This window comes from Streptomyces sp. NPDC127117 (assembly GCF_042677325.1).
GTDB lineage: Bacteria > Actinomycetota > Actinomycetes > Streptomycetales > Streptomycetaceae > Streptomyces.
In genome coordinates, this window is record NZ_JBHXTM010000022.1 from 59,496 (window position 1) to 85,475 (window position 25,980).

Below are 25,980 nucleotides of genomic sequence, written 5' to 3' on the forward strand. Positions count from 1 at the left end.
GTAATGGGCTTCGCGCCACTCGCATCGACGGCCGCCGCTCTCAGTAGGCCCCGCGGCCATCGGTGACGGCGCGCAGAGTACGGGCCATGAGCCCCATGTCCGTGACCACCGACCAGTTGTCGACGTACCACAGATCGAGCGAGACCGTCTCCTGCCAGGACAGGTCCGAGCGGCCGCTGACCTGCCACAGGCCGGTCAGTCCCGGCTTCACCGAGAGCCGCCGGAACTCGCGCTCGTCGTAGCGGGACACCTCCTCCGGCAGCGGCGGGCGCGGCCCGACCAGCGACATGTCGCCACGCAGCACATTGAGCAGTTGTGGGAGTTCATCGAGGGACGTACGGCGCAGCAGGTGGCCGATTCCGGTCACCCGGGGGTCGCGGCGCATCTTGAACATCGGGCCGTCGATCTCGTTGGCGGCGCGCAGCCGGTCCTTGTGGGCCTCGGCGTCGGCCACCATGGTGCGGAACTTCCACATCGTGAATGGCCGGTTGTGCCGCCCCTGCCGGGTCTGACGGTGGAACACCGGCCCGCCGGAGCCGAACCGCACCGCCGCCCCGATCAGCACCAGCAGGGGTGTCAGCACCAGCAGGCCGAGGGCGGCGCCGACCCGGTCCACGACGGCCTTCAGCGCCGGTTGCGGCCCCCGGCGCAGCGGCGGCGCGATGTGCAGCAGGGTGAGCCCGGCCGCGGCGGTGGCCCGTACCCGGCCGGCCGCGATGCCGGTGAGGCCCGGGAGGACGGACAGTGCGAGCCCTCCGTCGTGCAGGCCCCAGGAGAGCCGGCACAGCCGTTCCTCGGAGAGCTGGGGCCCGGGAACCACCAGTGCCAGGTCCGCGTCCTGGGCGAAGGCCCCGCCCAGCACGGTCGACACATCGTCGTCGGCCGGTGCCGGTGCGAGCCGGCCCGGCACCGGCACCCCGCACTCCAGCGGTGCGGTCCCCACCGGGATCGCGGCCACGACCGAGTACGGATGGTCCGCGCGGGCCGCGAGCAGCCGGACGGCGCGGTCCACGCCCGGAGCCTCGCCCACCACCAGTACCCGCCGGACCGCACGTGGCCGGCCCCCCGGCCATGGGAGTCGCCGCAGGGCCTGCGCCGCGATGCCCACCGGCAGTCCGGGCAGCAGTGCCACGACCGCCGTCGCGGGGTCGAGTGCGTCGCCGGTCGCGGTGTGCAGCACGGCGAGCACACCTATGAACAGCAGCCAGTCGCCGGTCGTGCTCAGTACCCCCGGTGGTCCGCCCGGCGCCCGCTCCGCGTACCGGCCGCGCACGGCCCGCAGCCCGGACCACGCCAGTGCGGCCACGGCCGCGGCCACCACGGCTCGGGACTGTCCGCCGGTACGCAGTACGAGCAGGGCCGGAACCCCGAGGCCGAGGAGTTCGACACCGGCGACCACGGATATGCACCGGGTCGCTCTGCTCTTCGCGACGGCCGGTCCGGAACGCTCACACGGTGCGGTCGGTGCCCTCCATAATTCGTCGAGTCCGTTGCTGCGAGGCCGATTCGAGACGGTGCGTGGGCGTGGCGCCCCCGCCAGTCCCACGGGTCCTGTCCTGTCCGAATCGGGTAGCTCGACATGCCCCATGAACCCCCCAGTCACAGTTGCATCGTCACAAACGGGGCGCATCCGCCGATCTCATGGACTGACGGATGCGCCCTCGCTCGGTGCACGATATCCACAGACGTGCCATTTCGCTGGAGTTCTCGTGAAGTTCAGACATGCGCACTGACTCGGGTCTCGTCCCGTTCCGCGCCGGATCACTTGGTCTGTGAGTAAGTGTTGGCATTTGGAATGCACCTGAATCGGGTTGTGTGCGGACATGTACGCCGGGCAACTGATCGGCGTGTCCACCAGGTTCGTCCGCGGCAGTGTGCTGCCGGGAGACCTTCCCCGGCCAACAAACGAGCGAGTGCGCATGTGGTGACGGCCGCTGGCCGGATTGTTTCGGTGCGGAAGCGGGGCGAGCGGTGGTGCCGGAGGGGCGTGTGGTGCTCAGTGGCTGTCGAGTTCGTCCTCTGGCCGGGCCGGCCATGCGGTCGTCGCTCTGCCCGGCGCCAGATGATCGACCACTTCGGCCAGTTCCTCGCAGGCGCGCTCGATCCGGTGCCGGATGTTGCTCTGTTCGGTCACGACCGCCGCGAGCAGCAGCGCGGTCAGTGCCACACAGCCGTTGAGCACGCCGAGGTTGACCATCACATGAAGGATCGTCCGGCCCTCGAACGGACCCACCCCCGCTGTTCCCGCGATCGCCGCCAGCACCGACACCAGCAATGCGCAGGGCGCGCTGCCCGCCAGCTGGAAACGAAGGGCGGCCCAGATCAGCACCGGGAACACCAGATAGAGCATCGCCAGTGAACTCCGGGTCGCCACCAGCGAGACCACGACGGCGACGATCAGCAGCGCGCTCGCCTCGATCCACCGGTCGGTGGTCCGGGGCATCCGCAGCCTGCGCAGCACGAGCAGCACGGGAGTGACCACGAGCACCCCCATCGCGTCCCCCGACCACCACGCCGCCCAGACCGGCCAGAACCCGCTCAGGGGCAGCTTTCCGTCCACCACCAGCATGCCCGCGCCCACGGTGGCGCTGATGACCATCCCGGCCAGCGCGCCGAGGAAGACCAGCATGACCCCGTCGCGCAACCGGTCCAGCTCCTTGCGGAAGCCCGCTCTGCGGAGTATCAGGTACGAGCAGACCGGGGCCACGGTGTTGCCCGCGACCACTGCGAAGGTGGAGGGCGTGACCGAGCCGCTGAGTGTGGCGACGACGAGCAGGGAGCCCAGCGCGATCCCGGGCCAGGCGCTCGGACCCAGGTAGAGCAGGGCCCCCAGCGCGATACCCGTCGGCGGCCAGAGCGGTGTGACGACCGCGCCGTGGACGGACACCTCCCGGATGAGGCCGAGCCCCCCGGCCGCGTAGTAGGCAGCGGCGACGGCCAGGACACGTAGTACGGCCACGGCCGCACGTCTGGTTCTCTCGCTGCGGATCACACATCTCATCAGACACCGCCCCGGACGGGTGTCGGCTGTTTGACACGCTAGGGCGTGTCCGGGCCGGGGTCCGCGGACACGGCCCGGGCCGGCGCGGAAAGCCCCGGCTCCGGCAGCGGCCGGGACGCTCCCGTGCCGCAGTCTCGGTGCCGGCCGGGTGTGCCCCTGTGCCGCCCGCTCAGTACCGGCCGGGGACGGTTCCGTGCCGCACCACGAGCACCGCGGCGTCGTCCTGGTGCCCGGTCTGCTCCGCCGCCCGCAGCACCGCGTCGGCCAGCTCGCCGGCGTCGGCGCCGACCCGGGCGTGCACCAGCCGGGTCACCGCGTCCAGGCCCCGGTCGATCGGGAACGAGGGCCCCTCCACCACCCCGTCCGTGACCAGGACGAACGCGCCCGGGGCGGTCAGCCGCCGCCGGGTGACCGGATAGCGCTCGCCCGCCTGGATCCCCAGGGGCAGCCCGCCCTCGTCGCTGGTCACCCCGGAACGCCCGTCGGCCGTGGCCCACACCGCGGCGACATGCCCGGCCCGGGCGCTCTGCAGCTCCCGGGACACCGGGTCGAGGCGGATGAACGTACAGGTCGCGAAGAGGCCGGAGCCCACCGAGACCAGCAGGTCGTTGGTCCGGCCCACGATCTCGCCGGGGTCCGCGGCGGTGGCGGCTATCGCCCGCATCGCGATCCGGATCTGGCCCATGAACGCGGCGGCCTCGACGTCGTGCCCCTGCACGTCCCCGATGGCGAAGGCCAGCGCACCGTCCGGCAGCACGAAACCGTCGTACCAGTCACCGCCGATGTCCAGCCCGCTGCGGGCCGGTGTGTACCGGGCGGCGGTCTGGAGCCCCGGGCGGGCGGGCAGCGTCGCCGGGAGCATCTCCCGTTGCAGCACCTCGGCCAGCTCCACCCGTGCCTGGTGCAGCTCCACCTCGCGGCGAGCCCGGGAGGTGAGCTGTTGCAGCGTGGTGAGCAACTCCTCGGCGCTCGCCGAACGGGGAGGACGGCGCCGGTTCATGGGCCGCTCCGCACTGCGTTCGTCGGCGCGGCGCAAGCCGGGGCATGCCGCGGCTGGGCCGTCCGGGGTATCGACGGGCCGGATCCCGGTGCGACGTTCGGCCGTCGCCCGTTTTTGGTGGAATTGGACACCCTGCATCCTATTTCGGTGGTGTGATCTCCGCAGGGCGAGCCGGAACGCGCGAACCCGCCCGGCCGGGTGGATCCTGGTGGCAGGACCGCGTCGAGGCGGCGCATCGCGACCGGACGCGGTCGCTGGAGGTGCGCGATGACCCGCACGCTGGAGTGGAGGCTCCGCCTCGGGCTGACCGAGGACGACGGGACGACCAGGGCGGAGGCGGTGCTGGACACCGGCTCCGCGCGGCTCACCGGACACGGGGTCGCCCGCTGCAACCCGCAGGACGTGGACGTGCCCGCCATCGGTGACGAGCTCGCGGCGAGCCGGGCCATGAAGGACGTGGCCGCACAGCTGATGAAGGCCGCCGACGCGGACCTGGAAACCGTGGGCGCCGGCCCGGCGACCGGCCCGGTGGCCCCGCCCTACGCATGGACCGACACCACGGCCTGAGCCCCCGGGAGCACCCATGACCCGCATTTCGCTGACCGTGGACGGCACCCGGTACGAGGACGAGGTCGAGCCCCGGCTGCTGCTGGTCCACTACCTCAGAGACCACCTGGGCCTCACCGGCACCCCCGTCGGCTGCGACACCGGCAACTGCGGCGCATGCACCGTCGAACTCGACGGCGACAGCGTGAAGAGCTGTTCCGTACTGGCCGTCCAGGCCGATGGCGGCGAAGTGACGACCGTCCAGGGCCTCGCCACCGACGGCGAATGGACACCGCTGCAGACCGCGTTCCACGAACAGCACGCGCTGCAGTGCGGCTACTGCACCCCCGGCATGATCATGGCCGCCCGCGACTTGCTCAAGGAGAACCCCGACCCCACGCCCGGGGAGATCCGGCGGGGACTGGAGGGCAATCTCTGCCGCTGCACCGGCTACCAGAACATCGTGCGCGCCGTGCTGGCGGCGGCCGCCGAGGAGCGGCGCCGCAAGGCCCCCACTCCCGGACCCCCGGACACCGTCCGGCCGGACCCGCGGCGCGGCCCGGCCCCGGCCACCGCCGGGCAGGAGGCACGGACATGACCGCCCCGACCGCCACCGACGCAGCACGCCCCGAGGTGGGCCGCTCCCGTACCCGCAAGGAGGACGCCCGGCTCGTCACCGGCCGCACCACCTGGACCGACAACATCACCATGCCCGGCCTGCTGTACCTGGCGATCCTGCGCAGCCCCATGGCCCACGCCCGGATCGACCGCATCGACGTGTCGCCGGCGCTGGAACGGCCCGGGGTGATCGCCGCCCTGACCGGCTGTGACCTGGCCGACGAGCTGGCCCCCATGCCGTGCGTCTGGCCGGTGACCGAGGACATCGTCATGCCCGACCACCCGGCCGTCGCCGTCGACGAGGTGCGGTACGCCGGAGAGCCCGTGGCCGTGGTCGTCGCCCGCGGCCGGTACGCCGCCGCGGACGCGCTGGAGGCCGTGGAGATCGACTACACGCCCCTGCCGCCCGTGCTCGGCCTGGAAGCCGCACTGGCCGACGACGCCCCCCTCGTACATGCCGACAAGGGAACCAACCGCTGCTACACCTGGCCGCTGGACACGGGGAACTACGCGGCCCAGAAGGCCCGCGCCGATGTCGTGCTCCGCCGCCGCTACACCCAGCAGCGCCTCATCCCCAACGCCATGGAACCCCGGGCGGTGGTCGCCACCCCGCCCACCGCGTCCAACGAGTACACCCTGTACTCCGCCACCCAGGTACCCCACGTGGCCCGGGTCATCCTGTCGATGGTCACCGGGATCCCCGAACAGCGGCTGCGGGTGATCGCCCCGGACGTCGGCGGCGGCTTCGGCTCCAAACTCCAGGTGTACGGGGAGGAGGCCGTCGCCCTGGCCCTGGCCAGGAAGCTCGGCAGACCCGTCAAGTGGACCGAGTCCCGCTCCGAGGGCTACCAGGCCACCCACCACGGCCGCGGCCAGATCCAGGACATCGAGATCGCCGCGACGAAGGACGGCGAGATCCTCGGCCTGAGCGTCGACCTGCTCGCCGACATGGGCGCCTACCTGATGCTGATCACCCCCGGCATTCCGCTGCTCGGCGCGTTCATGTACCCGGGGATCTACAAGATGAACGCGTACACCTTCCGGTGCACCGGTGTCTTCACCACCTGCACGCCGACCGACGCCTACCGGGGCGCCGGCCGCCCCGAGGCGACCTTCGCGATCGAGCGGACCATGGACGAACTCGCCGCCGAACTCGGCCTGGACCCGGTTGAGTTGCGCCGCCGAAACTGGATCCGCCACGAGGAGTTCCCGTACACCTCCGTCGCCGGACTCACCTACGACAGCGGCAACTACGAAGCGGCCACCGACCGCGCACTCGCCCTCTTCGGCTACGACGACCTGCGCGCCGAGCAACGCGAGCGCGACGCCCGCGACGACCCGGTGCGGCTCGGCATCGGGATCTCCACCTTCACCGAGATGTGCGGCCTCGCGCCCAGCCGCGTACTGCGCGACCTGCGGTACGGCGCCGGGGGCTGGGAGGCCGCCACCATCCGCATGCTGCCCACCGGAAAGGTCGAGGTCACCACCGGGACCAGCCCGCACGGACAGGGGCACGCCACCTGCTGGAGCCAGATCGCCGCCGATGTGCTCGGGGTGCCGTTCGACGACATCGAGGTCGTGCACGGCGACACCAGGGCGGTCCCGCAGGGCATGGACACCTACGGCTCACGGTCCCTGGTGGTCGGTGGACTGGCCGTCCACCACGCCGCGCTGAAGGTGGTGGCCAAGGCCCGCAGGGTCGCCGCGCACCTGCTGGAGGCGAACGAGGCCGACCTGGAGTTCTCCGCCGGGATCTTCTCGGTGCGGGGATCGCCGGAGGCGACGAAGACCATCCAGGACGTGGCCCACGCGACGTTCTCGTCCCACGACCTGCCCGACGGGATGGAGCCGACGATCAACGCCGGACACCTGGTCGACCCGGACAACTTCTCCTACCCGCACGGCACGCACCTGTGCGCGATCGAGGTCGACACCGAGACCGGGCGGGCCCGCATCCGCAGCTACGTCTGCGTCGACGACATCGGGAAGGTGATCAACCCGATGATCGTCCAGGGCCAGATCCACGGCGGCCTCGCCCAGGGCATCGCGCAGGCGCTGTACGAGGAGGCGGTGTACGACACCGAGGGCAACCTGGTCTCCGGGACGATGGCGGACTACCCGGTGCCCGCGGCCCCGGACCTGCCGGACTTCGTCACCGACCGCACCGAGACCCCGGCGACCTCGAACGTCCTCGGCGTCAAGGGGGTCGGCGAGGCCGGGACCATCGCCTCCACCCCGGCTGTCGTCAACGCGGTCGTGGACGCGCTGCGACCGCTCGGCGTGCGGGACGTGGCCATGCCGTGCACCCCGCAGCGCATCTGGCAGGCCGTCACGGACGCACGGGCGAAGGAGGCGAGGACATGATTCCCGCCGCATTCGACTACGCACGGCCCGACACCCTCGACGAGGCGGTACGCACCCTGCACGACGGCGGCGAGGACGCCAAGGTCCTGGCGGGCGGACAGAGCCTGATCCCCATCCTCCGCCTGCGCCTCGCCTTCCCCGAACTCCTCGTCGACCTCGGCCGGATCCCGGAACTGCGCGGCGTCCGCGAGGACCCCGCCACCGGAACGCTCGTCATCGGGGCCATGACCACCCACCACGACGTCATCCACGACCCCCTGGTACGCCGCCACGCCGGGCTGCTCGCCGCCGCCACCGGGACCGTCGCCGACCCCGCCGTACGCCACCGCGGCACACTCGGCGGCTCGCTCTCCCACGCCGACCCGGCCGGCGACCTCCCGGCGGTACTGCTCGCCCTGGACGGCGAGATGGTGGCCGTCGGACCACGCGGCCGGCGCACCGTCCCGGCCCGCGAGTTCTTCGTCGACTACCTGCGGACGGCCCTGGCGGACGACGAGGTACTGGTGGAGATCCGGGTACCGAAGACCGATGACTGGGGGTTCCGCTACGAGAAGTTCAGCCTGGTCGCCCAGGGCTGGGCCGTCGTCGGCGTCGCCGCGCTCGTACGGCGTGACGCCGGCCGTGTCGCCGAGGCCCGCGTCGGTCTGACCAACATGGGCTCCACACCGCTGCGCGCGAGCGCCACCGAGGCGGCGCTCGCCGGTGCCGAGGCGGTCCCCGCCGCGGTGGCGGACGCCGCCGACGCGGCGGCGGAGGGCACCCGCCCCGCCACGGATCTCTCCGCGACACCCGAGTACCGCGCACACCTCGCCCGGGTGCTGACCCGGCGCGCGGTGCTCGCCGCGGCGGGACGGAGTGAGCGGTGACCGGACAGGCGGCCGGGGCGAACGCCGCGGACGCGACGGACGGGCCCGGGGACGGACCGGCCGAGCTGCGCGCCCGACTGGAGCGAACGGGCTACCTCGTCGACGAGGGTCTCGCCATCGCCTGCTTCCTGGCCCTGCGGCTGCACCGGCCGCTCTTCTGCGAGGGCGACGCGGGCGTGGGCAAGACCGCACTCGCCCCGGCCCTCGCCGACGTACTCCGCGCACCGCTGATCCGCCTCCAGTGCTACGAGGGCATCGACGCCTCCCAGGCCCTGTACGACTGGGACTTTCCCCGTCAGCTGCTCCATCTGCGGGCCGCCGAGGCCGCCGGGATCACCGAGGCGGACCGGCTGGAGAGCGAGCTGTACAGCAGACGCTTCCTCATCGCGCGCCCGCTGCTACGGGCGGTGGAGACCCAGCCATCGGTCCTGCTCGTCGACGAAGTCGACCGCGTGGACGACGAGTTCGAGGCATTCCTGCTGGAACTCCTCTCCGAGTACACGGTCACGGTCCCCGAACTGGGCACCCTGCGCGCCCAGTCGCCGCCCGTGGTCGTCCTGACCTCCAACCGGACCAGAGAGGTCCACGACGCACTGAAACGCCGCTGCCTCTACCACTGGTTCGACCACCCCGGCTACGACCGTGAACTCGCGATCGTCCGCAGACGGCAGCCCCAGGTGACCGCCAGGCTCGCCGAACAGGTCACCGCGGTCGTACAGCGGCTGCGCACCGAGAACCTGCTCAAGCCGCCCGGCGTGGCCGAGACCATCGACTGGGCCGAGGCCCTGGACGCGCTCGGGGCCACCGAACTGGACGCCGAACTCGCCTTCGCGACCCTCGGCTCGGTGCTGAAATACCGGGAGGACGCCGAACGCGCCCGCTCCCTCGACCTGTCCGCGGTCCTCGCGGCGAGAGGAGCGTGACCCGTGCCCACCGCACCCGCCATCGACGCGACCGCCGTCGCCGTGGGACTCACCCGGGCACTGCGCGCCGCCGGTGTGGCCACCGGCCCCGACCGCACACAGCTGTTCCTGGCCGCGCTCGATCTGCTCGGCCCCGCACGGCGCGCCGATGCGTACTGGGCGGGCCGGCTCACCCTGTGCGGCAGCCAGGACGACCTGGAGCGGTACGACCGGGTGTTCGCCGCCTGCTTCGGCCACGGCCCGCGACCGCACCCCCCGGTCCGTTCCGCGGCTCTTGTGAAGCCGCGGCCACGGGTGGTGGCCACCGGGTCCGGCCCGCCGTGCGGCCCCGACGGGACGGGCGACGGCCGGACACGGCCCTCGGCGGCCCCGGCAAGCACTGCCGAGATCCTGCGCCACCGCGACATGGCCGCTCTGACCACCGCCGAACGCGCACAACTACGGCGCCTGCTGGCCGCGTTCGCACTGAGCGGCGAACCCCGGCGCACCGCCAGGACGCGCCCCGCCAGACGCGGCGGCACGGACCCCCGGCGCACCGTGCGCGAACTGCTGCGGCACGGCGGCGAGCCCGCCCGGCTGCGCCACCGCACCCCCGCCACCAAGCCGCGCCGGGTAGTGCTGCTGCTGGACGTCAGCGGCTCCATGGACCCGTACGCGGACGCCCTGCTGCGCTTCGCGCACGCCGCGGCGCACGGCCCGGCGACCCGCACCCCCACCGAGGTCTTCACCATCGGCACCCGGCTGACCCGGGTGACCCGCGAGATGGCGCACCGTGATCCGGACACCGCACTGGCCGCGGTCGCCGCAGCCGTCCCCGACCGCAGCGGCGGCACCCGGCTCGGCGAGATGCTCCGCGCCTACCTCGACCGCTGGGGGCGGCGCTCCTGCGCCCGGGGAGCGGTGGTGGTCGTACTCTCCGACGGCTGGGAGCGCGCGGACCCCGCACTGCTCGCCGCCCAGATGTGCCGACTGCACCGGCTGGCGCACCGCGTGGTGTGGGCCAACCCCCGCAAGGCACAACCCGGTTACGCACCGCTCGCGGCGGGCATGGCGGCGGCGCTGCCGCACGTGGACGCGTTCGTCGAAGGACACAGCCTGGCGGCCCTGGAGCAACTGGCCGCGGTCGTACGGGGGGTGGCGTCCGATGCGTGAGATCCTGCCGGTGCTCGGCCGCTGGTACGCGGCGGGGGAGCCGTTCGGGCTCGCCACCGTCGTCGCGGTGAGCCGCAGCGCACCGCGCGGCCCGGGCGCTGCGATGGCCGTGGGCCCGGATGACGAGGTCGTGGGCAGCGTCTCCGGCGGCTGCGTCGAGGGAGCGGTCTTCGAACTCGCCAAGGAAGTCGTGGAGACCGGCCGGTCCCGGCTGGAGACCTTCGGGTACAGCGACGAGGACGCCTTCGCCGTCGGACTCACCTGCGGCGGCGAGATCACCCTCCTGGTGCGCCCGGTGACGGCGACGGCAGACCCCACCTTCGGCGAGGTCGCCGCGGCGGTCGCCGGGCACCGCCCGGTGGTGGCCGCCACCGTGACCGACGGACCCGCACCACGCGGCGCCGCCCTCGCGGTCCGGCCGGACTCCGTGTCGGGGTCGCTGGGCGCGAGCGGCCTCGACGCCGCGGTGACCGCCGACGCACGCGGGGAACTCGCCCAGGGGGCAACGGGGTTGCGGCACTACGGACCGAACGGCGAGCGGCGCGAGGACGACGTCGCCGTCTTCCTCCAGTCGTTCGCCCCGCCGCCCCGGATGCTGGTCTTCGGCGCCATCGACTTCGCGGCGGCGGTGGCCCGGATCGGCGCGTTCCTCGGCTACCGGGTCACCGTCTGCGACGCCCGCCCCGCCTTCGCCGACGCCCGGCGTTTCCCCGCCGACGCGGAGGTCGTCGTCGACTGGCCGCACCGGTATCTGCGTGAAACGGAGACCGACGGGCGGACCGTGATGTGTGTACTCACCCACGACCCCAAGTTCGACGTACCGCTGCTGGAGGTGGCGCTGCGCACCCCGGCCGCCTACATCGGCGTCATGGGAAGCCGCCGGACCCACGAGGACCGCCTGGCCCGGCTGCGCGAGACGGGTCTGGGCGACGGCGAACTGGCCCGGCTGCGTTCCCCCATCGGCCTCGACCTCGGGGCACGTACCCCCGAGGAGGTGGCCGTCTCCATCGCCGCGGAGATCGTGGCCCTGCGCTGGGGCGGCACGGGCAGCGCGCTCACGGACACGGCGGGAGCGATCCACCGCCACGCCCCGGACCAGGCCGGTCCCGGGCCTTCCACGAGACCGGTGTGATTCATGTGAGGAGCGGACCATGCAGCTGCAGAACTCATTCACCGTGCCCGTCCCGGTCGACGAGGCATGGCGGGCCCTGCTCGACATCGATAGCGTCTCGCACTGCATGCCGGGCGCGACCGTGGAGGAGTTCGACGGTGACACCGTCAAGGGCTCCGTGAAGGTACGGGTGGGACCGATCACCGTGACGTACCGGGGCACGGCGACCTTCCTGGAGAAGGACGACGCGGCCCATCGCATGGTCCTGTCCGCCCGGGGCAACGAAGTACGCGGCCAAGGAACGGCGAGCGCTACGGTGACCGGCACCCTGACCGAGCACGACGGCACCACGACCGTCTCCGTGACCACCGACCTCACCGTCACCGGAAGGCCGGCCCAGTTCGGCCGCGGCGTCATGGGCGAGGTGAGCGACGGCCTCATCGGCCGTTTCGCCGACTGCCTCGCACAGCGGCTGTCGGCGGCACGACCCGCCGCTCCCGCAACGGCTGCCGCCGCCGACACCCCGCACAGTGCGGCGGACACCGCACCGACGGACGGGGCGGAGCCGATCGATCTGCTGCGGGCCGCGGGCGGACCGGTGACCAGGCGCGCCGCAAGGGTCCTCGCCGTGGCCGCACTCGCCGCACTTGCCGTGCTGCTCGCCCGGCGCGGCTGCCGCCACTGCCGCTGCGGCGGACTGTGCCGCACGTGTCACAACGGCTGACCGTACCCGGAGCCGTAGCGTTGCCCACGGAAGTGACCGGTTCCTTACTGCCGGTTCCGAACCGCCGGGTCCACGGGGGCGCCATGTGCTGGAGCGCGACCGCCGACCTCGTCGCCGGCACGGGCATCGCCGCCATCGGGGTGGCGCGCGTCGCACGGGTGCGGCGAGTGCGTGACCTGCCGCCGGCGGCGCTGCCGCTGCTGCTCGGCGCCCACCGGATCACCGAGTCCGTGATCTGGCGCTCGGGCGGCGGCACCGGCCCCGCCACCCTCGCCCGGGCCGTCATCGCCCTGCCGGTGCTGCCGTTGTGGGTCGCGCCGGGGGTGCTGTGCGCCGCCCCGCAGCAGGCCCGGTGCCGCCTGCTGGTCCCCGTCGCGGCCGCGACGGGGACCGCCGTCCCGCTCGCGTACAGCCTGGCGACCCGCCCGGTGAGTGCCGAGATCCGTGGCCACACCCTCGGCCACGCCCCGTACCTGTCCCGCTCCGGACTGCTCGTCACCCGGATATTTCCTGGCCGCGGTCGGCGCCCCGCTCCTGGCCGGTGACCCGGTGCTGAGGTGGCTCGGGGTGCCGGCCGCCGTCGGGGCCGTCGTCTGCGTGGCGCTGTGGCGGCTGGAGTCCGTCTCGACCTGGTGCGCCTTCGCTGCGGTGTGCTCGGTGATCCTGCTGGTCCGGTCCTGTCCGTATCCCGCGACCGGATCCGTCCACGGTCTTCCGTTCGGATCGGACCGGATCAGGCACCTGGGCGCGCGAGCCCGGCATGATCCGGACGCGCGGCCCTAGACCGGCCGGGGCAGGCCGATCGAGTTGGGGAACGGCAGCAGATTCGCCCCCAGTACCTGCCGGGTCGGCAGCTCCAGGTCGGCGAGCAGCTCGTCCACCGCGCTCTCGGTGAGCGGGCGCAGCAGCCGGGCGGCCAGCCGGTCGGTGGTGTCCTCGACGAGCTCCCGCTCCTGGCGGCCGCGCGGTGTGGCGGCCGACTCCGCGTCGATCAGGCCCCGGGAGCGCAGCCGTTCCTCGGCGTCCGCCCACTCCGCCTCGCTCCAGCCGCGGTCGCGCCGGATGGCCTCGCGCGGAACCCGGTCCGTGGCCGCGGCGAGCACCAGGGCCTCGGGCGCGTCGAGACCGTGGTCGGCGAGCGCGGCGATGTGCGCGTCACCCCGGAACTCCCGCAGCGCGGTGGTGAGTTGCCACAGCTTCTCCACCGGGTCGGTGCGGTCGCACAGCGCTCGGTCGGCGGCGAACAGCGGACGGGCCGGCGGGGCGGCGTCCGCCACCATCGCGGCGAGCGGCGGGACGAGCCGGCCGGCGAGGGAGTCGATCCCCGGGACCAGCCTGCGCAGCGCACCGGCGGCCAGCCGGGCGCGCAGGTCGGTGAGCTTCTCGGGGGTGACGACATGCCAGGCGGCGGGCAGCGCACGGGCCACCATCCCCGGTGCGAAGACACCCAGGACCGCGGCGGCGGCCTCGGGAAGGATCCGCCCCATGGGGGCCGTACGGGTGGCGAAGTACCCCATCCAGAAGCCCTTGAGGCCGACCGATCTCCCGATGCCCCGGCACTCCTCGTCGAAGTAGATCACTGCGTGGAGGGGCTCGGTACGCAGCCACAGGGTGCGGGGTCTCGACTCCATGCGGCCAACCTAACGTGCGATGTGCCGGCCACGCCCGGCGACGACGGGCGGGCGGAAGCCGCAGACGCCGGGGGGAGTGCGACGGGACTTCGTCGGCATGCCCCCGGACCGCCCGCCCGGCGCAGCGCCCGAGGGCTCAGCCGTCGGCGCCGAAGTGCCGCTCCACGATCGCCGCGGCGTCGGTGCCGCGCGGCAGGATGCCGTACTGGTGGCCGCGGCCCCCGCCGAGCCGGGCGGCCACGAACGCCTCGGCCGACGCGGCCGGTGCGTGACGGAGCATCAGTGAGGCCTGCAGGGCCAGCGCCATGCCCTCGACCGACGCCCGGGCCCGGGTCTGCGCCGTGACCGGGTCGAGCAGGTCCTCGGCGAGCTCCCGGCGCACCTGGCGGATGTGTGCGTCCAGTACGGAGCTGGCACCGGCCGTGGTCTCCAGCTCGGCCCAGAAGGCGTCCAGCGACCGCGGCGTCTTTCCGATGCCACGCAGCAGATCGAGGGCGATGACGTTGCCGGATCCCTCCCACACCGCCATCACCGGCTGCTCGCGGTAGCGCCGGGCGAGCGGCCAGTCCTCCGTGTAGCCGTTGCCGCCCAGGCACTCCAGGGCCTCGTAGGCGTGGTGCGGGCCGCGCTTGCAGATCCAGTACTTGGACACCGCGGTGGCCAGTCGGCGGAACATCTCCTCGGACTCGCCGCTGCCACCCTCGTACGCGTGGGCCAGCCGCAGCGAGGTCCAGGTCGCGGCCTCCGTCTCCAGCGCCAGGTCGGCGAGGACCGCCGTCATGGCCGGCTGGTCGGTCAGCCGGGCACCGAAGGCGCTGCGGTGCCGGGCGTGCCAGATCGCCTCCGACACCGACTGGCGCATGCCGGCGGTGGTGCCGAGCACACAGTCGAGCCGGGTGTGGTCGACCATCTCGATGATGGTGGGGACACCGCGGCCGGGCTCGCCGACCCGTACCGCCCAGGTGCCGTCGAACTCCACCTCGGAGGAGGCGTTCGACTTGTTGCCGAGCTTGTTCTTCAGCCGCTGGATCCGGACCGTGTTGCGGGTGCCGTCGGCCAGTACCCGTGGCACGAGGAAGCAGGTGAGCCCGGCCTCGGCCTGGGCCAGCACCAGGAAGGCGTCCGACTGCGGGGCGGAGAAGAACCACTTGTGGCCGGTCAGCAGATGGGCCCGGCCCTCGGGGTCGGAGGCCAGTGGGACGGCCCGCGTGGTGTTGGCGCGTACGTCGGAGCCGCCCTGCTTCTCCGTCATCCCCATGCCGAAGGTGAGCCCGGACTTCTCGCCCGGGGCGACCAGCCGGGGATCGTACGAGCGGCTGAGCAGGCCCGGCAGCCAGTCCCGGCCCACGTCCGGATCGCGTTGCAGGACCGGGACCACGGCATGCGACATGGACATCGGGCAGCCGTGGCCGGGCTCGATCTGGGTGAACAGCATGAACGACGCGGCCCGCGCCACCGCCGCTCCGGGCTTCGGGTCGGCCCAGCCCGCGGTGTGCGTGCCATGGCTCACGGCCGCGCCGATGATCTCGTGGTAGGCGGGGTGGAAGTCGATCTCGTCGACGCGGTTCCCGTACCGGTCGTGGGTGCGCAGGACCGGCGGCGAGGTGTGGGCGCGCTCCGTGTCGAGCTGGAATCGCTCGGAGCCGACCAGGGTGCCGATCCCGTGCAGCTCCGGTTCGTGCCAGGCCGCCCCGAAGGTACGGACGGCCTCGGCGAGCGGCAGGTTGGTGCCGTACTCGTCGAGGTCCTTGCGGGGCGGTGCCTGGTTGGTGACCTCGTGGGTCGGGTGCGGCGCGGGAGCCCCGGGCCGCAGGTCGGTGGGGTGCTGGGTGACGGTCATGGCGGGTGATCCTGTCCTGGGTCGTGGGGGCCGAGGGCCGGGGGACGAAGCGGCACGGTGGGGGGATCGGTACGGCGGGGCGGGCGGCCCGGGTTCAGGCGCTCCCGGCCCCGACCGCTCTGAGGCACAGTGCGGTGATGCTCGCCACGACGGGCTCCGGGTCCGTCCGCGCGCCGACCGGCGAGAGCGGGCCGAGCAGCGCCTCGCCGACTGCCCCGATCACGGCGGCGGCCGACAACTGGGCGTTCTGCTGGGGCAGTTCGCCCGCCGATATGCCGGCGACGATGACCGCCTCGGCGAGCATGTGGTAGCCGCGCCGGTAGGTGAGCCGCTCCTCCTCGACGAGCGGGTCGACCGGTTCGGCCAGCAGCGCCCAGGCCGTACGGGGACTGCTCAGCGCACGGTACGAGAAGACCTCGACGAGCGCGCGCAGCTGCTCGGTGGAGCCGCTCCGCGCCTGCACGGCCCCCCGCACCGCGCTCAGCTCATGGCCCGCGACATGCCGGAAGACCGCGGCGAGCAGCTCCTGCTTGGAGGCGAAGTGGTTGTACACGCTGCCCGTGGCGATACCGGCCCGCCGGGCGAGCGCGGAGACGCTGGCCGCCGGGTATCCGCCCTCCGCGAGCAGCTGCCGCGCAGCGTCGAGCAGCCGCTCACGGTGGGCCAGGCGGGTCGCCTCCGTGCGGGCGGTGGGTCGGTAGGCCATGGTCTGAACCTCGATTCATATCTTCTGTTGTTCAGCCAACCACTGTTGTTCTCCGGGTGCAATGGTCCGGCGCGGAACGACCGGCTCCGCGTCGGAGCCGTCCCGCGCCGGTCAGGAGTCGTCCGTGGCGGACCCGGTCTCCTGCTCGGTCCACAGGGTCTTGCCGTCGGCGCGGTACCGGATGCCCCAGTGGGCGGCGAGCTGGGAGACGATGAACAGCCCGCGCCCGCCCTCGTCGACGGTGCGGGCATGGCGCAGATGGGGTGAGACCGAGCTGCCGTCGTGGACTTCGCAGGTGAGCGTGCGGTCCAGGATCAGCCGGAGCCGCAGCGGAGGGGTGCCGTAGCGGACCGCGTTGGTGACCAGTTCGCTCACGATGAGCTCGGTCGCCTCGATCGTCTCCTCGTCGAGGTGCCAGTCGTCGAGCCGGTCGCGCACGAGTGTGCGGGCCACGCCGGGGGAGGTCCGGTCGCTGGGCAGGTCCCAGGTCGCGAACCGGTCCGGCGGGACGAGGCCGGTGCGGGCGAGGAGCAGGGCCGCGCCCTCGGGGTGCGCTTCGGGCGGCAGGTTGTAGACCACGTCGTCGCACAGGTCCTGAAGATTGCGGCCGGGGTCGGAGAGGGCCTCGCGCAGGCCGGCCGGCTGCCGGCCCTCGGGTATGGGGGTGCTGGAGAAGAACGCCAGAATGCTGCCTTCGTCGAGTGCGAAGGTGCCGGTGGCGAAGGGGGCGCTGTCGCCGGAGAAGAGCCGGGGGCCCTCGGGCACGTCCAGAGGGGCCGTGGTGCCGTCGGGGGCGACGATACCCGCGGTCGCCTTACCCGCCCGGGCGATGGTGCAGGTGCCGGAGAACGGGTCGTGGACGGCGTACATGCACGTGGCCGTGAGGGACTGCCCGAGCAGCCGGTCCGCCGGCGGCAGCGCCTCCCGCTCCCTGGCCAGGCGGTCGGCGGTGTCGGCCAGCCTGGCCAGCACCTCGTCGGGCTCCAGGTCGAGACCGGCCAGCGCGTGGAGGGCGGTCCGCAGCTGGCCCATGGTGATGGCCGTCTGCAGTCCCGGTCCGTCGACGGCGCCGACCACCAGTGCGGTGCGGGCGCCGGAGAGGCCGATGGTGTCGAACCAGGAGCCGCTGTTGCGTCCGGGCAGCAGGACATGGGCGGTCTCCAGGGCGACGTTGCCGTCGTCGCTCTGCGGCAGGAGCCGGCGCTGAACCGTGGACGCGATCACATGGTCGCGCTCGTACTGCCGCGCGTTGTCGATGCTGAGGGCGACATGGGCGGCGGCCGTCAGCGTCATCGGGAGATCGTTCTCCTCGAAGGGCTCCGACTCCCGGCACCGGTAGAGACTCACCAGGCCGAGGACCGCGCCGTGCAGTTTCAGCGGCGCCACGATCATGGAGTGGGCCCCGGTCGCCTCGATCAGCCGCACGCTCTCGGGGGCCGTGCCGAGCCAGGGCGTACGGGGGCCGATCCGTACCAGGCGGGGCCGCAGGTCCGACACGGCCAGCGCGTAGGGCGTACGGGCGGGCAGCCGGCGCATCTCGCCGACGAGGTCGTCCCGGTGGCCGTCCGCACCGCGCCCCCGCAGGGCCACGCGGCGCAGCGGCACATCGTGCCCCAGCGGCCCCGGCGGCGGATCCGACCCCCGAAGCACCTCGTCCACCACCTCGACGACGGCCAGGTCGGCGAAGACCGGCACCACGGCCGCCACCAGCCCCTCGCAGGTGGCCGCCACGTCGAGCGACCGGCCCACCCGGGTGCGCACCGCGGCCAGGCAGGCCGTCCGGGTGCGCGCCTTCTCCTGCTCGTCGACGTCGACGACCGTGGCCAGCAGCCCGAGCGTCCGCCCCCGCGCGTCTTCCAGCCGCTGGACGGACACCTTGAGGCTGCGGTCGGGGCCGGGCGCGTCCGCGAGCCGGCCGCGGACCACCAGGTCGCGCACGGCCACCCCGCTGTCGAGCACCTCGCGCAGTGTCCGCTCCGCCTCGTGCGGCCGCTCCAGCCGGTACGCGTCGGTGAAGTGCTGCCCCGCGAGACGCTCGGCCGGAACGTCGTCGGAGAGGACATTGGCCCGCAACACCCGCAGCTGCGTGTCCAGAACATGCAGCCCCACGGCGGACTGGGCGAACAGGCTGTGCAGGATCGCCGTCGCCAAATCGTCGCCCCCTGCCGAAGCGGGGACCGGTGCACCGGAGTCCGACGCGTCCGACACGGATTCACCCCCATCAGGCTCCGCTGCCCGCCCGGATCGGCAGGTTAGGGACAAGCGTCGGTGCACCCCGCGGACTTCGCCACCGGGGAACCGCCGCAGCCACTCGGAGCGAAGACGTGAGAGTTGACTCTCACATATTATGAGAGGAAGCTCTCACGTCATGGAATCCACTAATCGGCTGGGCGACATCGAGATCACCGATCCGCAGGCCATGCGGGCACTGGCGCATCCGGTGCGGCTGGCGATCCTCGACCACCTTCAGCGGCACGGGCCCGCGACCGCCACGCAGCTCGCCCCCGACGTGGGAGCCACCCCGTCGGTGACCAGTTGGCATCTGCGCCACCTGGCAGGCTTCGGACTGGTCCGCGACAGCGAGCCGGGCCCGGACCGCCGCCAACGCCGGTGGGAGGCGGTGGCGAGCGGCTTCCGGTTCGAGACGCCGCAGGACCCGGCCGACGAAGAGGGCCGGGCGGCCGCGCGGGTGCTGTCGCAGGAGATGTTCCGGCGCTCCGCCGGCCTCCCGGGCCGATGGGCCGCCGAGGTCGAACCGGGACTCGACCCGGCATGGCTCGGCCAGGCCGGGCTGGCCAACACCCGCGTCGTCGTCACCGCCGGGGAACTCGCGGCCATCGAGGACGGCATCGAGCGACTTCTCGCGCCGTACATCACCCGCGACCCGGCCGAGCGGCCCGCCGAGGCCCGCGGCGTCCGGCTGCTGCGCTACGTCCTGCCGGAAGGCGCCGAGGAGCAGACCGGGCGGACACCGTGACCGGCCCGGAGCCGAGCGCCGCGACATCACTGTGGCGGGACCGCCGGTTCCGCCGCTTCTGGGCAGGTCAGTCCGTTTCGCAGTTCGGCGACCGGATCACCGAACTGGCCCTGCCCCTGATCGCCGTGGGCGCCCTGGACGCCACGGCCAACGAGGTGGCGTGGCTGACCGCGCTCATCTGGACCCCGAACCTGCTCGCCATGGTCCTGGGCGCCTGGGTCGACCACCGGGCCCGCAAACGCCGTCTGATGATCCTCGCCGACCTGGTGCGGGCCGCGGTGCTGCTCAGCCTCCCGGCGGCCCACCTCCTGGACGCGGTGACCCTGGAGCAGCTGTACGTCGTGGCGCTGCTGACCGGCGCCGCGGGGGTGCTGTTCAACACCGCCTATCCGCCGTTCTTCGTGCGCCTGGTACCGCGCGCTTCCTACGTCGACGCCAACAGCAGGCTCAGCGCCTCGCGGTCCGCGTCGTTCGTCGCGGGCCCGGCCATCGGCGGCCCACTGGTCCAGGTGCTGACCGCGCCCGTGGCCATCGTGGTGGACGCCCTGACGTTCCTGGCATCGGCGGTCCTGATCAGCAGGGTTTCGGTCGCCGAACCGCCGGCCGCCCCGGCGGAGCCCTCGCTGTTGCGGCGCGCCAGGGACGGCCTGACCTTCGTCGTCCGGCACCCGGTACTGCGGGCCGGGCTCGGCTGCGCGGCCACCGTCAACTTCTTCACCTTCGTGGCGGGCAGCGGCCTGTTCGTACTGTTCGCCAACCGGAGCCTCGGACTCTCCGCCGGAGTGATCGGCATCGCGTTCGGGATCGGCGCGACCGGTGCCCTCCTCGGCGCGGTGCTCGCCCCGAGGATCTCGCTCCGCTTCGGCGTGGGGCGCAGCATAGCCCTGGGCGCGGTGCTGTTCCCGGCGCCGCTCGCCATTGCCGCAGCCGCCGGAGGCCCGCTCTGGCTCCGCGCCGGAGCCCTGGCCGCGGCCCAGTTCCTCTCGGGCTTCGGCGTCATGCTGTTCGACGTCAACCTCAACTCCCTCCAGGCCGCGGTGATCCCCGACGGCATGCGCAGCCGCGTGGCCGGTGCGTACAGCACGATCAACTACGGCGTGCGCCCCGTCGGCGCCGTCGTCGGCGGGCTGCTCGCCACGCTCATCGGCCTGCGGGCCACCCTCCTCGTCGCCGCCGTCGGCGGAGCCCTGTCGCTGCTCTGGCTGCTGCCCTCGCCGATACCCCGCATCCGTTCCCTGGCTCCGGAGAACGCGGTGGGCAGCGCGGTGGACAGCGCCGGCGATGCGGACGCCGGGGACCGGCCAGTGGCTTCATGACCCGTCGGCAGCGGCCCGGCAGGGGCCACGGACACTCCTGCGCCGTCAGCCGGGGGAGTCCTCCCGAGGGGCCGATCCGCCCAGACCCTGGTGGTCGGAGACCTCCGCGACCGCCGACAGCAGGGGATCGGCGAGGGCCGCCGAGGACAGGCGATCCAACGCGGCCGTACGCCGGGCGAGTTCCGGCCTGCGCGACTGAGGCGCGGCGGCGGTCACACGGTCCAGCAACGAGCGCAGGCGCCGGACGATCTGAGGATTGGACGATCCGTACAGCAGCGTCTCGTCCAGGGAGAGGGAGACGAAGTCCGCCCAGCCGGGCGCCGGGTACGACACCCGGGGAGTGCCGCTGTCGTCGAGCAGCCAGGCGTCGCCCAGGGAGCGTTGCGACAGCTGCACGAGCGCGTCCTCGATCTGGTCCAGGGCCTGTACCGCGGTAGTGGGGTCGTTCACGGCCGGTGAGAGCGACCTGATCGCGATGTCGGCCAGGAGCCGGAACCCGTACGCGGCGTCCTGCTCCACGGTGCGGCTGGGGCCGTACCGGACACGGGCGGCGACGCGCGCCGCCAGGCGGACGTCCACACCGCCCCGGTCGCCCACCGGCTCCAGGAACGCGATCGTGGCACCGGCCCCCGCGAAGTCCCCGATCGCGCGGACGAAGCGGATCCGGAGACCGTGGCGGGTGGCGAGCCGCACGAGTCCCGGCTCGTCGACGTAGAGCAGGACGGCCGGCTCGCCCCCGTGGACGACGGGTGTGCGGTCGCCCCGGTGGGCGTCGTCTGCGCTGGGCGGAGCGGGCACCGCGGGCCCCGGCGGATACGTCTGGTCGATGACGGTGCGCAGCCGTTCGGCGACCCCGCGCGCGAGGCCGCCGCCCGTCACCGCGTGCCGCAGGGAGGCCAGCAGACGCAGCACGACGACGGAATCGACCAGCACCAGCCCCACGGCGAGGGTGACGCTGCCCCGTGGGACCAGGGTGGCCTGTACCTGGCTGAGAGCCACGAGCGCGTACAGGGCGGTGCCGATCAGCAGCCCGAAGAGCACCAGGTACCGGCTGAAATGCCCCAGCGCCGAGACCAGCCGGGGCGACATCGACTGGACGGTCTGGATCACGAGCGTGATCGCCGTGACGATGAAACCGGCGAGCGTGATCATGCCGCCCGCGATGGCGGCGAGCGTCGCCTGCGCCGTCGACGCGTCGAACCCCAGCCCCGTCGACGGCAGATGCTGCTCCCAGCGGGGGACGGCCCACCCGAGGAAGGCACCGAGCACGACCAGCAGTACGGCCGCGCCCCGGCTGCGTACGTTGCGGGCCCGGTGGGAGCCCCTGCTGCGGCGGGGTACCCGGGCGCGGACGGGCGGCGTCATCCTGGCGCGTGCGGGGAGTGCGCGGGGCCGGGCGGGGATGTAGCGATGCTCATGCCCCTCCTGACCCCGATGCCGTCACGTCCGAGACCGCCATCGTGGAACCCCGCCACAGGTCCCACAAGCCGCGATGCTCCGGGCGGGCGATGAGGCCCGCTACGCCACCGGGACCGGCGCCGCCCGCGCGTCCCTCGTTCGGAGCAGCCCCGATCGTGCCCCGATGCCCGCTGCCGGAGGGTGGGCCGGACGCGCCCGCGCACTTCGGCCACAGGGCCGCGCGAGAAGGAGACCGAACAGATGACCCGGAAGACAGACTCCAAGCCCGCGCAACAGCGAATAGTGGAGGGCAACACCGCGGTCCTGCGGAAATTCCCCTTCGACGACACCCGCGACCTCGACGACGCCCGCCGTGGATTCATCGCGACCGCCCGCGAGCCGGTGATCCGTGACGCCGGGGGACGCACGGTCTGGGACCTCGGAGCCTACGGATTCCTCGCCGGCGACTGCCCCGGCACGGCCAACCCCAGCCTGTGGCGCCAGAGCCGCCTCTCGGCCGGCCACGGCCTGTTCGAAGTGGTCGAGGGCATCTACCAGATCCGCGGCTTCGACCTGTCCAACATGACGGTGGTGGAGGGGGAGCGGGGTGTCCTGGTGATCGACCCCCTCATCTCGGCGGAGACCGCTGCCGCCGCCCTCGCCCTGTACCGCGAACACCGGGGTGACCGTCCGGTGACCGGCGTCCTGTACACCCACAGCCACGTCGACCACTTCGGCGGCGTGCGGGGCGTGGTGACCGACGCCGGCATCGAGGGCGGGGTTCCGGTGATCGCCCCCAGGGGGTTCCTGGAGCACGCCGTCAGCGAGAACGTCTACGCCGGTACGGCGATGGCCCGCCGCGCCGCCTACATGTACGGTGCCGCGCTGCCGAAGGGCGAACGGGGCCACATCGGAGCGGGGCTCGGCCAGACGACCTCCACGGGCTCCGTCGGACTGATCCCGCCCACGCTGGACGTCACCCGCACCGGGCAGACGGAGACGGTGGACGGCATCCGGATGGTCTTCCAGATGACACCCGGAACCGAGGCCCCCGCCGAGCTGAACATCCACTTCCCCGACCACTCGGCGCTCTGCATGGCGGAGAACGCCACCCACAACCTGCACAACCTCCTGACCCTGCGCGGCGCCGAGGTGCGCGACCCGAGGGAGTGGGCCCGGTACCTGACGGAGGCCGTCGGTCTCTTCGGTGACAGCACCGACGTCGCCTTCGCCTCGCACCACTGGCCCGTATGGGGCCGCGAGCGGGCCATCGAGTTCCTCACCGAGCAGCGCGACGTCTACGCCTATCTGCACGACCAGACCCTGCGCATGCTCAACCGGGGACACACCCCGCTGGAGATCGCGGAGATGATGGAGATGCCGCCCGCCCTGGAGCGGGCCTGGCACACCCACGGCTACTACGGATCGGTCAGCCACAACACGAAGGCCGTCTACCAGCGGTACATGGGATGGTTCGACGGGAACCCCGCGCATCTGTGGGAGCACCCGCCGGTCGAGAGCGCCAAGAGGTACGTCGGGTTCATGGGCGGCGCCGACGAGGTGCTGAGCCGGGCGCGCGAGTCCTTCGCCGCCGGAGACTTCCGCTGGGTGGTCCAGGTCGTCAACCATGTGGTGTTCGCCGACCCGGACAACGCCGAGGCCCGTGACCTCCAGGCCGACGCCCTGGAGCAGCTCGGCTACGGCAGCGAGAACGGCACCTGGCGCAACTTCTACCTCACCGGCGCGCTGGAACTGCGCCACGGTCCGGTCGGCACCCCGACCGCCACCGCGGCCCCCGATCTCATGCGAGCCCTGACGCTCGACCAGCTCTTCGACGCCCTCGCCATCCGTGTCGACGGACCCCGCAGCTGGGACGCGGACATCTGCGTCCGCTGGAGTGTGAAGGACCGGGAGCCCGTCACCATGCGGCTGCGCAACGGCGTGCTCACCCATGTGACGGGCATCGGGCCCGCGGCCTGCGAACCGGACGTCGACCTGACGCTCGACGAGGACGCCCTGCGCGCCGTGCTCCTGGGTGAGGCGTCCGTCTCGGGTCTGGTGGAGCAGGGGAGGGCGAAGGCCGACGGCGATCTCGCGAAGGTGGACGAACTGCTCGGCCACCTCGGTGAGCCCGATCCCGACTTCGCCATCGTCACCCCGTGAACAACGCCACCCCGTAGACCCCGCGCGATCGCCGCCGGTGTGACGCGGCGGCGACTCCCGTACTTCGCCCCGGGTTCACCGGATGGTTCCGGAATCAGGAAATCCTTCTGTCGGCGGCCCCGCGGTCCGGCCCCGGACCGTCGCCGCCCGCACGAAGGAGAACGACGCGTCATGTCCCACCCCGTGCCCGAATGGGCCGACCCCCAGGTTCCCGCGGAGTCGCTCGACCCCCAGGGCCTCAGCCGCCGAGGGCTGATGCGCCGCGCCGGTCTGTTCGGCGCGGCCTTCGCCGCCGCCTCGCTGCCGCTGCCGGCGCTGGCCGACAGCCGGGGAGGCCGGTCCCACGGGCACGGGCACGCCCCCGATCTCGTCTATCTGGTCGGCGACCACCACAACCACTCGGTCTACAGCCACGACGCCAAGTACACGTTCTCCCAACTCGCTTCGGCAGGGCAGAAGTTCGGCCTCGACTGGATGGTCTTCACCGAGCACAGCAACATCGGCCACGCCGAGTTCGGCGCCGCGCAGGAGCACCGGGAGATCCTCAAGGCCCGCGCCGACAACAAGCGCATGCTGATCTTCCAGGGGCTGGAATGGTACATACCCGGCGCCGAGCACTGCACCGTCTTCTCGCCGCCCGGACGGCACGAGGTCGACCTCCTCACCCGCTTCGAGGAAGCCTTCGACGGCAAGCTGCTCGGATACACGGCCGGCGCCCCGACGCACCCCGACACCCCGCGGAACGAGGCGCACGCGGTCAAGGCCCTCAAGTGGCTGGCCGAACAGCGCCGCACCCGGTACGTCGATGACGTCCTCGTCCTCGCCAACCACCCCATGCGCCTGGGCATCGACTCCCCGCACGAGATGCGCGGCTGGCGCGACGCCGCCCCCGGGATCATGATCGGCATGGAGGGCGCCCCCGGCGCCCAGGCCGGAGCGATCCCGGGCTGGCACCCGGACACCAACGTCCGCGGCGAGTACACGAATTCACCCTCCGCCGACTCCTGGCCCGGTTACCCGCGCGAGGCGTACGTCACCTACGGCGGTTTCGACTGGGCGACCGCGACCGTCGGCGGCCTGTGGGACGCGATGCTGGCGGAGGGCAAGCTCTTCACGATCACGTCCAACTCCGACGTCCACCGCGTCGCCCAGGACACCTGGGTCAACGGCGAATGGCCGCCCGGCCGGAACTTCGACAACACCGGCCACCTCCCCGACCCGTACAACACCACCGAACCGCAGCCCGGCGGCGACTTCTGGCCCGGCCAGTTCAGCCGTACACATGTCGGCGTCACCCGGTACGGCTACCGCAACGTGATGGAGGGGCTGCGGGCCGGCCGGGTCTGGGTCGACCACGGCCATCTCATCGACGGCATCGACGTCAAGGTGCGCGGCGAGCACGGCAACAGCGCCACGCTCGGCGGCCGGCTGCGCGCCAGGCGCGGCGAGCGGCTCACCCTCACCGTCACGGTGACCGCCGCCTCCCGCCGCAACCCGTACGGTGTGCTGCCGCGCCTGGAGCACGTCGACGTCATCCGCGGCGCGGGGGCGCGCGCCGGCGGCGGCCCCGGCGGGGGGGGCCCCCCCCCCCCCCCCCCCGGCCCCCCCCCCGCGGGTCGCAGGCGCCGGGGGGGCGGCAACAGA

General features: G+C 73.0%; 22 protein-coding genes. 14 read left to right on the plus strand and 8 right to left on the minus strand.

The features are described 5' to 3' along the window. Positions 1 to 40: 40 nt before the first annotated feature. From ACFVH0_RS20570 to ACFVH0_RS20580, 3 genes are all read right to left on the minus strand, one after another. Positions 41 to 1,588: a sugar transferase gene (locus ACFVH0_RS20570; RefSeq protein WP_385822063.1), complete on the minus strand. Its 1,548-nt coding sequence runs from the start codon at positions 1,586 to 1,588 to the stop codon at positions 41 to 43. 408 nt (positions 1,589 to 1,996) lie between these two features. Beyond that, positions 1,997 to 2,992 (minus strand): MASE1 domain-containing protein, encoded by a 996-nt coding sequence (locus ACFVH0_RS20575; protein ID WP_385822064.1) that lies wholly within the window; start codon positions 2,990 to 2,992, stop codon positions 1,997 to 1,999. Between the two features lie 178 nt (positions 2,993 to 3,170). Next, positions 3,171 to 4,001 (minus strand): PP2C family protein-serine/threonine phosphatase, encoded by an 831-nt coding sequence (locus tag ACFVH0_RS20580; protein ID WP_385822066.1) that lies wholly within the window; start codon positions 3,999 to 4,001, stop codon positions 3,171 to 3,173. A gap of 267 nt (positions 4,002 to 4,268) precedes the next feature. Between ACFVH0_RS20580 and ACFVH0_RS20585 the strand changes: the two genes are divergently transcribed. From ACFVH0_RS20585 to ACFVH0_RS20630, 10 genes are all read left to right on the plus strand, one after another. Continuing rightward, a complete protein-coding gene (locus ACFVH0_RS20585; RefSeq protein ID WP_385822067.1) occupies positions 4,269 to 4,568 on the plus strand; it encodes a DUF1876 domain-containing protein in 300 nt (99 codons plus the stop codon). Positions 4,569 to 4,584: 16 nt separating this feature from the next. Then, positions 4,585 to 5,145: a (2Fe-2S)-binding protein gene (locus tag ACFVH0_RS20590; RefSeq protein ID WP_385822069.1), complete on the plus strand. Its 561-nt coding sequence runs from the start codon at positions 4,585 to 4,587 to the stop codon at positions 5,143 to 5,145. After that, positions 5,142 to 7,529, plus strand: coding sequence for a xanthine dehydrogenase family protein molybdopterin-binding subunit (locus tag ACFVH0_RS20595; protein WP_385822070.1), 2,388 nt, complete (start codon positions 5,142 to 5,144; stop codon positions 7,527 to 7,529). The genes ACFVH0_RS20590 and ACFVH0_RS20595 overlap by 4 nt, the downstream gene beginning before the upstream one ends. Then, positions 7,526 to 8,395, plus strand: coding sequence for an FAD binding domain-containing protein (locus ACFVH0_RS20600; protein WP_385822071.1), 870 nt, complete (start codon positions 7,526 to 7,528; stop codon positions 8,393 to 8,395). Before ACFVH0_RS20595 ends, ACFVH0_RS20600 begins: the two co-directional genes overlap by 4 nt. Beyond that, positions 8,392 to 9,318, plus strand: coding sequence for an AAA family ATPase (locus tag ACFVH0_RS20605; RefSeq protein ID WP_385822073.1), 927 nt, complete (start codon positions 8,392 to 8,394; stop codon positions 9,316 to 9,318). Before ACFVH0_RS20600 ends, ACFVH0_RS20605 begins: the two co-directional genes overlap by 4 nt. 3 nt (positions 9,319 to 9,321) lie before the next feature. After that, positions 9,322 to 10,470 (plus strand): VWA domain-containing protein, encoded by a 1,149-nt coding sequence (locus ACFVH0_RS20610; protein ID WP_385822074.1) that lies wholly within the window; start codon positions 9,322 to 9,324, stop codon positions 10,468 to 10,470. After that, positions 10,463 to 11,602: an XdhC family protein gene (locus tag ACFVH0_RS20615; RefSeq protein WP_385822076.1), complete on the plus strand. Its 1,140-nt coding sequence runs from the start codon at positions 10,463 to 10,465 to the stop codon at positions 11,600 to 11,602. The genes ACFVH0_RS20610 and ACFVH0_RS20615 overlap by 8 nt, the downstream gene beginning before the upstream one ends. 19 nt (positions 11,603 to 11,621) lie before the next feature. Then, positions 11,622 to 12,305 (plus strand): SRPBCC family protein, encoded by a 684-nt coding sequence (locus tag ACFVH0_RS20620; protein ID WP_385822078.1) that lies wholly within the window; start codon positions 11,622 to 11,624, stop codon positions 12,303 to 12,305. Between the two features lie 83 nt (positions 12,306 to 12,388). Further along, positions 12,389 to 12,850, plus strand: coding sequence for a DUF6629 family protein (locus tag ACFVH0_RS20625; protein ID WP_385822081.1), 462 nt, complete (start codon positions 12,389 to 12,391; stop codon positions 12,848 to 12,850). Positions 12,851 to 12,854: 4 nt separating this feature from the next. Further along, complete coding sequence (locus ACFVH0_RS20630; protein ID WP_385822083.1) at positions 12,855 to 13,088, plus strand: DUF6629 family protein; 234 nt, start codon at positions 12,855 to 12,857, stop codon at positions 13,086 to 13,088. Here the strand turns inward: ACFVH0_RS20630 and ACFVH0_RS20635 are convergent. The 4 genes from ACFVH0_RS20635 to ACFVH0_RS20650 form a co-directional block, all read right to left on the minus strand. Continuing rightward, positions 13,085 to 13,936, minus strand: a complete 852-nt coding sequence (locus tag ACFVH0_RS20635; RefSeq protein WP_385822085.1) for a hypothetical protein — start codon at positions 13,934 to 13,936, stop codon at positions 13,085 to 13,087. The two genes, ACFVH0_RS20630 and ACFVH0_RS20635, sit on opposite strands and share 4 nt — an antisense overlap. Positions 13,937 to 14,072: 136 nt before the next feature. Continuing rightward, positions 14,073 to 15,776: an acyl-CoA dehydrogenase family protein gene (locus tag ACFVH0_RS20640; RefSeq protein WP_385822087.1), complete on the minus strand. Its 1,704-nt coding sequence runs from the start codon at positions 15,774 to 15,776 to the stop codon at positions 14,073 to 14,075. 94 nt (positions 15,777 to 15,870) lie between these two features. After that, on the minus strand, positions 15,871 to 16,482 hold the full coding sequence (locus ACFVH0_RS20645) for a TetR/AcrR family transcriptional regulator (protein ID WP_385822089.1): 612 nt from the start codon (positions 16,480 to 16,482) through the stop codon (positions 15,871 to 15,873). Between the two features lie 111 nt (positions 16,483 to 16,593). Beyond that, positions 16,594 to 18,690: a SpoIIE family protein phosphatase gene (locus ACFVH0_RS20650; RefSeq protein ID WP_385822091.1), complete on the minus strand. Its 2,097-nt coding sequence runs from the start codon at positions 18,688 to 18,690 to the stop codon at positions 16,594 to 16,596. A 160-nt stretch (positions 18,691 to 18,850) separates the two neighbouring features. Between ACFVH0_RS20650 and ACFVH0_RS20655 the strand changes: the two genes are divergently transcribed. Together ACFVH0_RS20655 and ACFVH0_RS20660 are read left to right on the plus strand one after the other, a co-directional pair. Beyond that, complete coding sequence (locus ACFVH0_RS20655) at positions 18,851 to 19,459, plus strand: ArsR/SmtB family transcription factor (RefSeq protein ID WP_385822093.1); 609 nt, start codon at positions 18,851 to 18,853, stop codon at positions 19,457 to 19,459. After that, complete coding sequence (locus ACFVH0_RS20660; RefSeq protein WP_385822095.1) at positions 19,456 to 20,775, plus strand: MFS transporter; 1,320 nt, start codon at positions 19,456 to 19,458, stop codon at positions 20,773 to 20,775. Before ACFVH0_RS20655 ends, ACFVH0_RS20660 begins: the two co-directional genes overlap by 4 nt. Before the next feature lie 45 nt (positions 20,776 to 20,820). Here ACFVH0_RS20660 and ACFVH0_RS20665 read toward each other — a convergent pair whose 3' ends face one another. Then, the gene (locus ACFVH0_RS20665; RefSeq protein WP_385822097.1) at positions 20,821 to 22,140 is read right to left on the minus strand and encodes a DUF2254 family protein; all 1,320 of its coding nucleotides are present in this window, start codon (positions 22,138 to 22,140) and stop codon (positions 20,821 to 20,823) included. A gap of 294 nt (positions 22,141 to 22,434) precedes the next feature. Here ACFVH0_RS20665 and ACFVH0_RS20670 point away from each other — a divergent pair, with 294 nt between their 5' ends. Then, positions 22,435 to 24,336, plus strand: a complete 1,902-nt coding sequence (locus ACFVH0_RS20670) for an alkyl/aryl-sulfatase (RefSeq protein WP_385822099.1) — start codon at positions 22,435 to 22,437, stop codon at positions 24,334 to 24,336. Positions 24,337 to 24,507: 171 nt separating this feature from the next. Further along, the coding region (locus tag ACFVH0_RS20675; RefSeq protein WP_385822101.1) for a PHP domain-containing protein at positions 24,508 to 25,980 on the plus strand (1,473 nt) is incomplete at its 3' end.

Excerpts from the sequence above, each read along its gene's own strand:
- ACFVH0_RS20590 (WP_385822069.1), top strand. The coding sequence starts at position 4,585 with ATGACCCGCATTTCGCTGACCGTGGACGGCACCCGGTACGAGGACGAG.
- ACFVH0_RS20600 (WP_385822071.1), top strand. The coding sequence starts at position 7,526 with ATGATTCCCGCCGCATTCGACTACGCACGGCCCGACACCCTCGACGAG.
- ACFVH0_RS20585 (WP_385822067.1), top strand. The coding sequence starts at position 4,269 with ATGACCCGCACGCTGGAGTGGAGGCTCCGCCTCGGGCTGACCGAGGAC.
- ACFVH0_RS20580 (WP_385822066.1), bottom strand. The coding sequence starts at position 4,001 with ATGAACCGGCGCCGTCCTCCCCGTTCGGCGAGCGCCGAGGAGTTGCTC.
- ACFVH0_RS20615 (WP_385822076.1), top strand. The coding sequence starts at position 10,463 with ATGCGTGAGATCCTGCCGGTGCTCGGCCGCTGGTACGCGGCGGGGGAG.
- ACFVH0_RS20655 (WP_385822093.1), top strand. The coding sequence starts at position 18,851 with ATGGAATCCACTAATCGGCTGGGCGACATCGAGATCACCGATCCGCAG.
- ACFVH0_RS20640 (WP_385822087.1), bottom strand. The coding sequence starts at position 15,776 with ATGACCGTCACCCAGCACCCCACCGACCTGCGGCCCGGGGCTCCCGCG.
- ACFVH0_RS20645 (WP_385822089.1), bottom strand. The coding sequence starts at position 16,482 with ATGGCCTACCGACCCACCGCCCGCACGGAGGCGACCCGCCTGGCCCAC.
- ACFVH0_RS20635 (WP_385822085.1), bottom strand. The coding sequence starts at position 13,936 with ATGGAGTCGAGACCCCGCACCCTGTGGCTGCGTACCGAGCCCCTCCAC.
- ACFVH0_RS20570 (WP_385822063.1), bottom strand. The coding sequence starts at position 1,588 with ATGGGGCATGTCGAGCTACCCGATTCGGACAGGACAGGACCCGTGGGA.
- ACFVH0_RS20670 (WP_385822099.1), top strand. The coding sequence starts at position 22,435 with ATGACCCGGAAGACAGACTCCAAGCCCGCGCAACAGCGAATAGTGGAG.
- ACFVH0_RS20595 (WP_385822070.1), top strand. The coding sequence starts at position 5,142 with ATGACCGCCCCGACCGCCACCGACGCAGCACGCCCCGAGGTGGGCCGC.
- ACFVH0_RS20620 (WP_385822078.1), top strand. The coding sequence starts at position 11,622 with ATGCAGCTGCAGAACTCATTCACCGTGCCCGTCCCGGTCGACGAGGCA.
- ACFVH0_RS20665 (WP_385822097.1), bottom strand. The coding sequence starts at position 22,140 with ATGACGCCGCCCGTCCGCGCCCGGGTACCCCGCCGCAGCAGGGGCTCC.
- ACFVH0_RS20625 (WP_385822081.1), top strand. The coding sequence starts at position 12,389 with ATGTGCTGGAGCGCGACCGCCGACCTCGTCGCCGGCACGGGCATCGCC.